The sequence below is a fragment of the Bradyrhizobium sp. USDA 4486 genome, assembly GCF_054057995.1.
Genome location: NZ_JBSRZV010000001.1, coordinates 7,120,856 through 7,133,314, shown reverse-complemented (window position 1 = coordinate 7,133,314; position 12,459 = coordinate 7,120,856). Strand labels below are relative to the sequence as shown.

The following is a 12,459-nucleotide window of genomic DNA, read 5'->3' as shown; positions in this document are numbered from 1 at the left end:
CGCCATGCACGACCATGACGCGCTTGCCGTCACTTCACCGCTTCTCGATCACCAGGCTCTGCACCGCACGGCCAAAGTAACCTTGCCTGTCGGCCAGCCGCGACATCGCGAGCCCCGCGCCGTCAGGGCCGATCCAGGATTCGCCGTCGAGCAGGATCCACTCGCCGACCGGCTGGCGTGCAAAGCTCACCGTGAGATCGGCGTTGATATAGGTCCAGGCGCGAAAATCGAGGGCCGATGCCGTGCCGTTGGAGAAGTCGGCAGCGACCACGGCACGCATGGCCTGCGAGATCGCTTCACCCTCGATCAGCGGATGGTCGACGCGAAACCAGATCGCGCCGGCGCCGGCTTGGCCGAAACGGCCGCGCGCGGCGCGCATCGAGACCGATCGCACGAACGGGCTGGTGGCGGCGTGACCGTCCTCGACCAGCGAGTCCTCCGGCGAGGGCAGCGTGACCGGCAGCTGCCCGATGTCATCGGGCAGCGCCTGCGCCTGGCGTCTGATCTTGAGCACGGTGGCACCCACCACTTGCACGCCGTCGGCCAAGAGCTTCACCTCGCAGAGCTGAATCTTGCGGCCCTCGCGCAAAACCTTGGTCACGATGGTGAGCGGTGCCACCGGGACGGGGCGCATCAGGTCGATGGTGACCCGGGCGACGTCCATCGCAACAGGCGTCGGAATGCGCTCGGCCGCCCACGTCACCAGCGAGGCCGGCGCCGAGCCGTGCTGCATGCGCCGGTCCCAGGGTCCGGCAGCGTCCGGGCTGGTGACGACGCTGTTGCCGTCGACGCGGTAGATGGGGGTCATCGCTCAATCTCAGTTGGCTTAGACAATCGGAGCTCAGCAAGAAGGTGTCGCCGCTGCGAAGGCAGGGACCACAATCCCAGGGAGAAGTTGTAGCGCAAGACAGTAACCACGAGCCTTCGCCAAACTCCTCCCTGTGGTGATGGGTCCCGGATCGGCGCTGCGCTTGTCCGGGACGATCGATGAGAGAAATGTGGGACGACGGCCTGCATCACAACGGCGGATCGATCGCTTCCTCGTATTCCTTCTTGAAGCGCGCGATCAGTTCGGCAGCGGGCACGACGCCCTCGATGCTGCCGATGCCCTGGCCCGAGCCCCAGATCTCCTTCCAGGCCTTCGGCTTGGCGCGCTCGCCGGAGGCATCAGTGCCGAAATTCATCTTGGAGGGATCGGAGGTCGGCAGGTTTTCCGGATCCATGCCGGCCGCGAGAATCGATGGCTTCAGATAATTGCCGTGCACGCCGGTGAAAAGGTTGGAATAGACGATGTCGTCGGCGCTCGAACCCGCGATCATCTCCTTGTACTTCTCGACCGCGTTGGCTTCCTTGGTCGCGATGAAGGCCGAGCCGATATAGGCGAAGTCGGCCCCTAAGATACGCGCAGCGCGGATCGCCTTGCCGTTGCCGATGGCGCCCGACAGCGCGATCGGACCGTCGAACCACTTGCGCGTTTCGGCAACGAAAGCCAGCGGCGAGATCGTGCCAGCATGGCCGCCGGCGCCGGCTGCGACCAGGATCAGGCCATCAGCGCCCTTCTCGATCGCCTTGTGCGCGAATTTCTGATTGATCACGTCGTGGAAGACGATGCCGCCCCAGTCGTGAACCGCCTGATTGAGCTCCTCGCGCGCCCCGAGCGAGGAGATGATCATCGGCACCTTGTACTTGGCGCAGAGCTGCATGTCGTGGTCGAGCCGGTTGTTCGACTTGTGCACGATCTGGTTGACCGCAAACGGCGCCGACGGCTTGTCAGGGTGAGCGCGGTCATAGGCCGCGAGCTCTTCGGTGATCCGCGCCAGCCATTCGTCGAGCAGCTCCGGCGGCCGCGCGTTGAGCGCCGGGAACGAGCCGACCACGCCTGCCTTGCACTGCGCGATCACGAGATCGGGCACCGAGATGATGAAGAGCGGCGAGCCGATCACGGGGATCGACAGGCGCCCCTTGAACAGGGCAGGCATGGACATTGCGGAGCGATCCTCTTTTGGCGGTCAAATGGAAGCTGGGGCCATACCAACAAGGCAATCTTTCCACTGTCAAGTATTGCGTTTTGCCGCCGCGGCGGATGCCGCTACCGAATTCCAAGCAGCGGAATTCTTATCTCACCTCTTGGGAGAGGTGAGGCACCTGCGCGTGACGAAAGATCACCCGATCATATCCGGATTGATCAACCGCTCGAACGAGAACATCTCGTCCCATTTCTCCTGCGTCAGCAGCTTGCGTTCGGTCACCACGATCTGGTGCAGCGACTTGCCGCTTTTGTAGCCCTCGCGCGCGATCTCGGCGCATTGCTTGTAGCCGAGCAGCGGCTTCAGCACGGTGACGATGCCGAGCGAGTTCAGCACCATGTTGCGGGTGTGCTCTTCATTCGCGGTGATGCCGACGATGCAGTTCTCGCGCAGGCTGTTGACCGCACGCTCCATGGTGCGGATCGAGAAGAACAGCGCGAACGAGATCACCGGCTCCATCACGTTGAGCTGGAGCTGGCCGGCGCTGGCTGCCAGCGTCACCGTGGTGTCGAGGCCGATGACCAGGAAGCTGGTCTGGTTGACGACCTCGGGGATCACGGGATTGACCTTGCCCGGCATGATCGAGGAGCCCGGCTGCAATTGCGGCAGGTTGATCTCGTTGAAGCCTGCGCGCGGGCCCGAGGCGAGCAGGCGGATGTCGTTGCAGATCTTCGTCAGCTTGCTCGCGGTCCGCTTGAGCACGCCGGAGAGCTGCACATAGGCGCCGGTATCTGACGTCGCTTCCACGAGATCGCCGGCGAGGATGAAATCGACGCCGGTCAACGCGCTGAGATGCCGGACGGCAAGCTTGGGATAGCCGACCGCAGCGGTAACCGAAGTGCCGATCGCGGTGGCGCCGAGATTGATCTCGCGCAGCAGCGAGCGGGCTTCCGAGATGCGGTCGACCTCCTCGCCGATCGTGGTGCCCCAGCCCCGGAATTCGGCCCCGAGCGACATCGGCACGGCGTCCTGCAAATGCGTGCGGCCCATCTTCAGCACGCGGTCGAACTCGCGGCCCTTGGCGAAAAAGGCCTCCTGCAACTGGCGCAGCGCCGTCATATAGCTCTCGAGCCGCAGGATCAGCGCCAGCCGGAATGCCGTCGGATAGGTGTCGTTGGTGGACTGGCCGTAATTGACGTGATCGTTGGGGCTGACTTTCTGATAGTCGCCCTTGGCAAAGCCGAGCGATTCCAGCGCGAGGTTCGCGATCACCTCGTTGGCGTTCATGTTGGTCGAGGTGCCGGCGCCGCCCTGGATGAAGTCGGTGACGAACTGGTCCATCATGTCGCCGGCGATGACGCGGTCGCAGCCGAGGATGATCGCATCGGCCACTTTGGCGTCAATCGCGCCGAGATCGCGATTGGCCATCGCGGCGGCTTTCTTCACGTAGCCAAGCGCCTTCACGAAGTAAGGCTCCTGATTCATCGGAATGCCGGTGATGTGGAAGTTTTCCTTACCCCGGATGGTCTGGACGCCGTAATAGATGTCGTCGGCGATCTCACGCTGTCCGAGGAAATCCTGCTCCGTACGGCTCATAGGCGCTCCTTGCTGCTCGCGCGTCGCCGCATCAGTTCTGGCATAGCGCGCTGGTCACGAAAGTGTCGGTGCGGCAATCGTCAGGTTTGCGTTGCCGGCCCGGAATCAGAACCTTGGCCGAGCATTTTTCGGCGGAGTCGGCGTTGAGGCTCTTGCCTTCCTTGTAGCCCTTGCTCCGGCAGAGCTGGTCGGCGGCAAGCTTGCAGTCGGGCGCGCCGTTGGACGAGACCGGGCACGCCACGCGCCCCGAGACCATGGTCGAGGGCGTTGCCAGCCGCGACAGGTCGCTCATGGTCTCACTGGGGCTTTTGATCGGCGGCAGGATCGAGGGCAGCTTGTCGAACAGCTTGCCCATTTCGTTGATCAGCCCTGGATTTTCCTCGCGCGCCGGCGGGGCGGGCGTCGATGGCGGCGGGGCGGCCTGCGGCCCCTGTTCCTGAAGGCCGAGCGAGGGAGGTGCGGATTGCGGCCATCCCATCTCGCTGCCGCCAAGCAGGATCAGCAGCACTGCTGAAGTCGTCGTCCCGAACCGCAAGCCCGGATTGCCGGATCGAACCATCATGAGGGCAACCGTAGCCGAAGCCGGCGCCGCGGCAAAGCGTTGCGGGTCAGATCAATCTGACGGCAACGACGAAGCCGAGCACCAGCACGGCCGCGCCGATCGCCACCCATAATCCGAGATGCTCCTCGAGCTTGTGCCGGATCCAGTCGCCGTAGCGGTTGAGCAGGATCGCCACGATGAAGAAGCGGCCGCCCCGCGCGACGATCGAGCAAAGGATGAACAGAATGAGACTATAGCCGGCAAAGCCCGAGGTGATGGTGACGAGCTTGTAGGGGATCGGCGTCAGGCCCTTGAGCAGGATGATAACGGCGCCCCATTCCGCATAGGAGGCGCGGAAGGCTTCGACCTTGTCGCCAAGGCCATAGACCTGGATCAGCCAGTGGCCGACCGAGTCGAACAGCAGCGCGCCGATGGCATAGCCGAGCAGGCCGCCGAGCACGGAGGTGACGGTACAGACCATGGCATAGACCCAGGCGCGCTGCGGGCGCGCCAGCGACATCGGGATCAGCATCACGTCCGGCGGAACCGGAAAGAAGGAGCTTTCTGCGAAAGCCACCGCTCCCATGATCCAGAGCGCGTAAGGCTTGTGGGCGGCGTCGATGCACCAGTCGTAGATACGTTTCAGCATGGCGCCGCGATGAAGCACCATGGGACGGATTTGTCCATCGCGAGTTTTTGAGCGATTTGTGACGCCCTAATGGCGCTTGCGCGCCGCCCGCCCTTCCAGCGCGACAATTGGCCGCCGCGCGGAGATGCGCGGTGAGGCGACCTTGGGCAGTTTCATCGGCGACTTCGGCAGCTTCTCGGCGATGCCCAGCATGTCTTCCCGCCGCGCCATCTCGCGCCAGACGTCATCGGGGCGCACGCCGGCCGACGCCCAAAGCACGGTCAGGTTGTAGAGCAGGTCGGCGCTCTCGCGAACCACGGCTTCGCTATCGCCGTTGACCGCGTCGATCACGACTTCGATGGCCTCTTCGGCCAGCTTTTTCGCCATTTTAGAGGGGCCGCGCTGAAACAGCCGGGCCGTACGCGATGTTGCCGGATCAAGATCCCTGGCCGCGAGCACAGCCAGATATAGCCGCTCAAGCGAATCACTCATGTACGCGAAATTACTCTAAACCGGTGGCGAGCGCGTTAACGCACGACAGCAAAAGCAAAAAACTGGCCGCCGCGGCGCGGCGACGGCCAGTTGTGGTCAACCTTTGGTAGCCAAGGTCAGTAGCAGTTCTGGACATAGCCCTGGCCGCAGAGCTCCGACGGCGCCGAGCCGCCGTAGCGCTGGTATTGGTAGTTGGGGCCCGGACCATAGTAGGGGCCGTAGGCAGGGACGCTGTAATAGGCCGGACCGCCGTAATAGCCGTAGCCCGGACCGTAGTCGTAGGCGTAGGCGTCGCGAGTCGCGGCGATCGCAAGTCCGGTGCCGATGGCGCCCGCAATGGCCGCACCAGCGAGGGCTGCGCCGCCGCCACCATGCCAGTGGCGGCCGCCCGCATAAGAGGCGGTCGGGGCGGCAGCGGTCAGCGCCAGCACCGCGGCCGTGGCAAGGACGGCTTTGCGGCCGCCAAATCTGGAAAATCTGTCAAACATGTCCTGGACCCTCCTTGGGACCTTCAATGGTGCTTGAGACAGGCTCATGTCTCTCAAACACCCGCATCCCATGTTGGGTTCCCCAACCCCAACACAAGCTGAACGAGGTTGCGTAATCGTGACGCAACCTCCGCTCATCCGCCGTTCATATTGGCGTTGAGAGACTGTCCGCCAGCCGGCGCTGCAAGCGTCACGAGATCATAACAATGCGGGACCGGCGCCACTTATGTCTGGATTCAAGACGATCGCCCTTTGCCGTCTGCCGGCCCTTGCGCTCGCCCTCGCAATCTCGCTCGCCGCTCTGCCTGCAAGCGAGGTCACGGCGGGCGAGACCGCCGCGCCGTCCACCGCGATTCACTTCACGTTCGATCGCCCGATCGATGCGAGCATGGCGCCGTTCTTCCTGGCCGCGAAGGACGGCAGTTTCGGCTCCGAGCGTCTCAACGTCTCCTTCAACACCGCCGCCGGATCGCCGGAGGCGCTCGCGCGCGTCGCCAAGGGCGACAGCGAGCTCGCGTTCGTCGACCTCAACGAGCTGATCCGCTTTCGCGACAAGGACGATGCTGCACCCGTCAAGGCGGTGTTCGTGCTGTTCAACCGCGCGCCTTACGCCATCATCGCGCGCCGGAGCCGCGGCATCCATGTGCTGCCCGATCTCGACGGCAAGACCGTCGGCGCTGCCGAGAGCGATCTGTCGATGCGGCTGTGGCCCGCGCTGGCGCAGCAGAACGGCATCAACACCTCGCAGGTGAAATTCCACAAGATCAGCGCCGCGGTGCGCGAGCCGATCCTCTCCGCAGGGCAGGTCGATGCCGTCGCCAGCTTCAGCTATCTATCGGCGGTGAACCTGCGCGATCGCGGCGTGCCCGGCAGCGATCTCGTCGTGCTGCGCTTTGCCGACTACGGCTGCGAGGCCTACGGCTTTGCCGTGGTGGCCAATCCCGCTTTCGCCGCGGCGAAGCCCGAAGCAGTAAAGGGATTCGTCCGCGCCTTGGTCGCGGGCGTCCACGCAACCGTCAAGGAGCCGGCGCGTGCGGCGGATGAGGCCGCGAGCCGCATCGACGACGGCGACCGCGACCTCGAGCTCGAGCGTCTGCGCACCGTGCTCGCCGAGAATATCCTGACCGACGAGGTCAAGCGCAACGGGATAGGCGGCATCGATCCGGCGCGCCTGGAGCACTCGATCGACCAGATCGCGCAGGATTTCAAATTCCGCAAACGCCCGGCGGCCGCCGACATCTTCGACGACCGGTTCCTTCCGCCCGTCGCAAGCCGGCTCGTCAACTGAGCAAAACCGCAAGCTTCCGCTGTATCTCGCGGGCGATCCCTGCTTAAAATGCGGCTCCATCGCCGTCCGAGTTGCTCGCCCGCATGTCCATGCTCCGTCTCTACACCCGTGTTCTCGAACTGCTCGGCAAGGAAGCGCGGCTCGGCTGGCTGCTGGCGGTCGCCAATCTCCTGCTCGCGGGCTCGCAATTCGCCGAGCCGGTGCTGTTCGGCCGCATCGTCGACGTGCTCTCCGGCAAGACGGTGGCCGGGTCCAACTCGGCCTGGCCGTTCCTGGGCGCCTGGGTGGCGTTCGGGCTGTTCACCATCGCCTGCAACGCGCTCGTCGCGCTGCAAGCCGACCGGCTGTCGCATCGCCAGCGCCAGGCGGTGCTGACCAGCTATTTCGAGCACATCCTGCAACTGCCGCTGACCTTCCACTCCGGCACCCATTCGGGCCGGCTGATGAAGGTGATGCTCAACGGCACCGATGCGCTGTGGCGGCTGTGGCTCGGCTTCTTCCGCGAGCATTTTGCCGCGATCCTGTCGGTCGTGGTGCTGCTGCCCCTGTCGCTCTACCTGAACTGGCGGCTGGCGATCCTGCTGTTCGTGCTCTGCGTCGTCTTCACCGCGCTGACGACCTTCGTGGTGCGCAAGACTTTCGGCATGCAGCTGGCGGTCGAGGAGCACTACAGCGAGCTCTCCGCGCGCGCCTCCGACGCACTCGGCAATGTCGCGCTGGTGCAGAGCTTCGTCCGCGTCGAAACCGAGGTGAAGGGACTGCGCTCGGTCGCCGACGAGCTGCTGGCGGCGCAAATGCCCGTGCTGTCGTGGTGGGCGCTCGTCACCGTCATCACGCGCGCATCGACCACCATCACGGTGCTGGCGATCTTCACGCTCGGCATCGCGCTGCACGACCAGGGCCTCACGTCGGTCGGCGAGATCGTGATGTTCGTGAGCTTTGCCACGCTGCTGATCCAGAAGCTCGAGCAGGTCGTGAGCTTCATCAACAACGTCTTCATGGAAGCGCCGCGCCTGCGTGAATTCTTCGGCGTGCTCGATGCCGTGCCCGCGGTGCACGACCGGCCCGATGCGATCGACGCGGGGCGGCTCTCCGGCCTCGTCGAGTTCAACGACGTCACCTTCTCCTATGACGGCAAGCGCCCGGCGGTCGAGGACCTCTCCTTCACCGCGCTGCCCGGCCAGACCATCGCGCTGGTCGGCCCGACGGGTGCCGGCAAGTCGACGGCGATCGCGCTCTTGCATCGCGCCTTCGACCCGCAATCCGGCTTCATCAAGATCGACGGCATGGACGTGCGCGGCGTGACGTTGACATCGCTGCGGCGGAACATCGGCGTCGTGTTCCAGGAAGCGCTGCTGTTCAACCGCTCGATCGCGGAGAATCTGCGCGTCGGCAAACCGGATGCGACCGAGGCCGAGATGCGCAAAGCCGCGGAGCGCGCACAGGCCATCGACTTCATCGAGCGCAGCGGCGGGTTCGAGACCAATGCCGGCGAGCGCGGCCGCATGCTCTCCGGCGGCGAGCGGCAGCGCCTGTCGATCGCCCGCGCTCTGCTGAAGGATCCGCCAATCCTGATCCTGGACGAGGCAACCTCCGCGCTCGATGCCGTCACCGAGGCCAAGGTGAACGCCGCTCTCGACGAAGTGATGAAGGGCCGCACCACCTTCGTGATCGCCCATCGTCTGTCGACCATCCGCAATGCCACGCGGATCCTGGTGTTCGAGAATGGCCGCGTGATCGAAAGCGGAACTTTCGATGAACTCGTGGCCAAAGGCGGCCATTTCGCCGAGCTCGCCAGGGCCCAGTTCATGGTGCAGGAAAACGCACGGGCCAGCGTGACGGCGGCCGAGACTGCCGCGACTGCGGTCAAGTCCCCGTAAGACCGTCGAAATTCGGCCTATTTCATTGCGGAATACAGCACCGATCCCCCTATTCTCGACGGACCAGCCGGTATAGGTTTGCGACGCCGCAAGCGGCGGCGCCGGATTTCAGAACCGAACGTCAGATCACGAGAGCCGACCGTATCAGGCGGGTCTCCAAGGACCGGAATCGGATAGTGCACGCCATTCGCCCGCTGCTTCGCAAATCGCTGTTCAACCTGGTCGCGGCGACGCTCGCCTGCGCCGCATTGCTCGCGCCGCGCGCGGCGGGTGCGGAAGCGCTGCTGCTGATCGAAGCCGACAGCGGCAAGGTGCTCCAGGCCGGAGAACGCGACCATCCCGTGGTATCCGGCCTCCGTCACCAAGATCATGACCGCCTATGTGACGCTGAAGGCGGTGAAGGACGGCAAGCTCACGCTCGACACGCTGCTGACGGTGTCGCCGACGGCCGCCTCGCAGTCGCCGTCAAAGATGGGGTTCCGCCCGGGCACGCAGCTCACCGTCGACAACGCGCTGAAGATGATGATGGTCAAGTCGGCGAACGACATGGCCGTGGTGCTCGCCGAAGGCGTCGGCGGCTCGATCGACGGCTTCTCGGCGATGATGAACGACACCGCGCAGCGGCTCGGCATGACGCAGACGAGCTACGTCAATCCGAACGGCCTGCCCGCGGACGGCCAGATCACCTCCGCGCGCGATCTCGGCATTCTCGCGCGCTCATTCCTGCGCGACCTGCCCGAATACGAATACTTCGTGCACATCCCGGCGATCCGCTTCGGCAAGCGCGTCACCGGCAATTTCAACAAGCTGATCGGCCGCTATCCAGGCGCCGACGGCTTCAAGACCGGCTTCATCTGCGCCTCCGGCTACAATCTCGTCGCCTCCGCCACGCGCAACGGCCGCCGGCTGATCGCGGTGGTGCTCGGCGCCAACTCGGGCACCGCGCGCGCGGTGAAGGCGGCGCAGCTGCTCGAGCGCGGCTTCAGCCAAGACAATCTCACCTGGCTCCGTCCCTCGCTCGGCACCGTCGATAAGCTCGTCCCGGTCGATGCCTCGCCGCCGAACCTGCGCGAGGAGATGTGCGGCGGCCACCGCAAGCGCCCGGCCAGCGACGATGACGACGCGCTGATCGCCACCAATGGCGGCTCGGCCGGATCGGCCTCGGCCACCGGCGGCGAAGCCCAGGTCACCTTCTTTACGGCCGGCCTCCAGCCGCCGCTGATGAAAGCCTCCGAGCTGATGGCCTCCGCTCCGGCGGCAGCCGAGCCCGTGCTTGTCTATACCGGCCCGACCCGCACCGGCACCGCCCTGATCGCGGCGGTCGCCGCCGATGCTGACCAGCAGGCGACGCCAAAAGCGCGTGGCAAGAAACCGCGCGTCGCCAAGAAGCCCGACGCGGCCGACAAGCCCGCGGATAAACCGAAGGAGCCGAAGACGGCGGCGGCGAAGCCGGATGCTGCCAAGCCCGATGCGAAGAACAATGCGAAGGGCGACGGCAAGACCGCAGCCAAGCCGGCCGCCGCCAGGCATGCCGCGGCCAAGCCGGATGCCGCGGCGAAACCGGCTGAGAAGCCCGCGAGCGGGGATGCGGCGGCAAAGCCCGCCAAGCCCAAGGCCGCGACCAAGCCTGCGGCTGCCAAGCCGGCCAACAACAGTTAACGCCGCCTCAGAACTACATCACAGCTAACGCATCAGAATTAGATCACAGCCTGCGCTTCGCAGTTGCGGGAGCGCGGTTTGCGAGGATTCCAGTAGCCACTCCCCGGCCTTTGCCCTAAGCCACGACGGCTTGCCACCCGTTGCGGCAGGCTCGATACTGCCGGCAATGAGGCAAGCCCGAGACACAGCGGGCTCTGGTGCAAGAGAGGGGAGTTTCCATGGAGCGCATCTGGCTCAAGCAATATCCGCCCGGCGTGCCCGCCGATATCGAGCCGACGCAATACGCATCGCTGGTCGATCTCCTGGAGGAGAGCTTCACCAAGTTCGCCGACCGCAAGGCGTTCATCTGCATGGACAAGTCGATCAGCTATCGCGACCTCGACCAGATGTCGCTGGCGCTCGCCGCTTACCTGCAGGGTCGCGGCCTGCAGCGCGGGGCTCGCGTCGCGATCATGATGCCGAACGTGCTGCAATATCCGGTCGCGACCGCTGCCGTGCTGCGCGCCGGCTACGCGGTCGTCAACGTCAACCCGCTCTACACCCCGCGCGAGCTCGAGCATCAGCTCAAGGATTCCGGCGCCGAAGCCATCATCGTGCTGGAGAATTTTGCTCACACTGTCGAGCAGGTGATCGCGAAGACGGACGTGAAGCATGTCATCGTCGGCAGCATGGGCGATCTGCTCGGTTTCAAGGGCATGATCGTCAATCTCGTCGTCCGCCGCGTCAAGAAGATGGTGCCGGCCTTCTCGCTGCCGGGCGCGGTGTCCTTCAACGACGCGCTTGCGGCCGGCCGCGGCTTGACCTTCAACAAGCCGAAGCTCTCACCCGGCGACGTCGCCTTCCTGCAATATACCGGCGGCACCACCGGCGTCTCCAAAGGCGCCACGCTGCTTCATCGCAACATCGTCGCCAACGTCCTGCAGAACGACGCCTGGCTCCAGCCGGCGCTGGCGCAGCCGCCGCATGTCGAGCAGCTGATGATCGTGTGCGCGCTGCCGCTCTACCACATCTTCGCGCTGACGGCGTGCTACCTGCTCGCGGTGCGCGCCGGCGGCTGTAACCTGTTGATCCCGAACCCGCGCGACATTGCCGGCTTCGTCAAGGAGCTCGCAAAGTACCAAGTCAACAGCTTCCCGGCCGTGAATACGCTCTATAACGGGCTGATGCAGCACCCTGATTTCAAGAAGCTCGACTTCTCCAAGCTGAAGATCTCCAACGGCGGCGGCATGGCTGTGCAGCGCCCGGTGGCCGAGCAGTGGAAGGCGGTGACCGGCTGCTTCATCGCCGAAGGCTACGGCCTGTCGGAGACCTCGCCGACGCTGACCTGTAACCCCGCGACCACGACCGAGTTCTCAGGATCGATCGGCATCCCCGTGCCGTCGACCTGGATCTCGATCCGCGACGACGACGGCAACGAGCTGCCGCTCGGCCAGGCCGGCGAGATTTGCGCCAAGGGTCCGCAGGTGATGTCGGGCTACTGGAACAGGCCGGAAGAGACCGCCAAGGTCATGACGGCGGATGGCTATTTCCGCACCGGCGACATCGGCGTGATGGACGAGAGGGGCTACACCAAGATCGTCGACCGCAAGAAGGACATGATCCTGGTCTCAGGCTTCAACGTCTATCCGAACGAGATCGAGGAAGTGATCGCGAGCCATCCCGGCGTGCTCGAATGCGCCGTGATCGGCATTCCCGATTCCAAGTCGGGCGAGGCGGTGAAGGCCTTCGTGGTCAAGAAGGATCCGAATCTCGCGGCGGAGGACGTCATCAGGTTCTGCCAGGAGCAGCTCACCGGCTACAAGGTGCCCAAGCACATCGAATTCCGCACCGACCTGCCGAAGACCAATGTCGGCAAGATCCTGCGCCGGCAGCTGCGCGACGAGAAGAAGGCGGAGGCGGCGTAAGCCGCATCGCTGATTC

The 12,459-nt window shown here is 64.9% G+C and carries 10 protein-coding genes and 1 pseudogene; 4 read left to right on the top strand and 7 right to left on the bottom strand.

What is annotated here, in order from left to right:
• Positions 1–34: 34 nt before the first annotated feature.
• From ACVWY3_RS33675 to ACVWY3_RS33645, 7 genes are all read right to left on the bottom strand, one after another.
• Positions 35–808 carry a thioesterase family protein gene (locus ACVWY3_RS33675; RefSeq protein WP_456842302.1) on the bottom strand — a complete coding sequence of 258 codons (774 nt, stop codon included), beginning with the start codon at positions 806–808 and terminating at the stop codon, positions 35–37.
• Positions 809–1,016: 208 nt separating this feature from the next.
• Entirely contained in the window at positions 1,017–1,985 is a 969-nt protein-coding gene (locus ACVWY3_RS33670; protein ID WP_456842301.1) for an NAD(P)H-dependent flavin oxidoreductase, read from the bottom strand.
• 177 nt (positions 1,986–2,162) lie between these two features.
• Positions 2,163–3,563 (bottom strand): aspartate ammonia-lyase, encoded by a 1,401-nt coding sequence (locus ACVWY3_RS33665; protein ID WP_456842300.1) that lies wholly within the window; start codon positions 3,561–3,563, stop codon positions 2,163–2,165.
• Positions 3,564–3,594: 31 nt separating this feature from the next.
• Complete coding sequence (locus ACVWY3_RS33660; RefSeq protein WP_456842299.1) at positions 3,595–4,125, bottom strand: hypothetical protein; 531 nt, start codon at positions 4,123–4,125, stop codon at positions 3,595–3,597.
• A 46-nt stretch (positions 4,126–4,171) separates the two neighbouring features.
• The gene (locus tag ACVWY3_RS33655) at positions 4,172–4,774 is read right to left on the bottom strand and encodes a YqaA family protein (protein ID WP_456842298.1); all 603 of its coding nucleotides are present in this window, start codon (positions 4,772–4,774) and stop codon (positions 4,172–4,174) included.
• Between the two features lie 45 nt (positions 4,775–4,819).
• Positions 4,820–5,224: a phosphoribosyl-ATP diphosphatase gene (gene hisE / locus ACVWY3_RS33650; protein ID WP_456842297.1), complete on the bottom strand. Its 405-nt coding sequence runs from the start codon at positions 5,222–5,224 to the stop codon at positions 4,820–4,822.
• A gap of 116 nt (positions 5,225–5,340) precedes the next feature.
• Positions 5,341–5,712, bottom strand: a complete 372-nt coding sequence (locus ACVWY3_RS33645; protein WP_456842296.1) for a hypothetical protein — start codon at positions 5,710–5,712, stop codon at positions 5,341–5,343.
• A 226-nt stretch (positions 5,713–5,938) separates the two neighbouring features.
• On the opposite strand from ACVWY3_RS33645, the gene ACVWY3_RS33640 reads away from it, so the two are divergent.
• From ACVWY3_RS33640 to ACVWY3_RS33625, 4 genes and pseudogenes are all read left to right on the top strand, one after another.
• Complete coding sequence (locus tag ACVWY3_RS33640) at positions 5,939–7,000, top strand: ABC transporter substrate-binding protein (protein WP_456842295.1); 1,062 nt, start codon at positions 5,939–5,941, stop codon at positions 6,998–7,000.
• Positions 7,001–7,083: 83 nt separating this feature from the next.
• Entirely contained in the window at positions 7,084–8,880 is a 1,797-nt protein-coding gene (locus ACVWY3_RS33635) for a glucan ABC transporter ATP-binding protein/ permease (RefSeq protein ID WP_456842294.1), read from the top strand.
• 176 nt (positions 8,881–9,056) lie between these two features.
• Positions 9,057–10,539, top strand: a pseudogene (locus tag ACVWY3_RS33630) (D-alanyl-D-alanine carboxypeptidase family protein).
• A gap of 218 nt (positions 10,540–10,757) precedes the next feature.
• On the top strand, positions 10,758–12,443 hold the full coding sequence (locus tag ACVWY3_RS33625; RefSeq protein WP_456842293.1) for a long-chain-fatty-acid--CoA ligase: 1,686 nt from the start codon (positions 10,758–10,760) through the stop codon (positions 12,441–12,443).
• Positions 12,444–12,459: the final 16 nt, after the last annotated feature.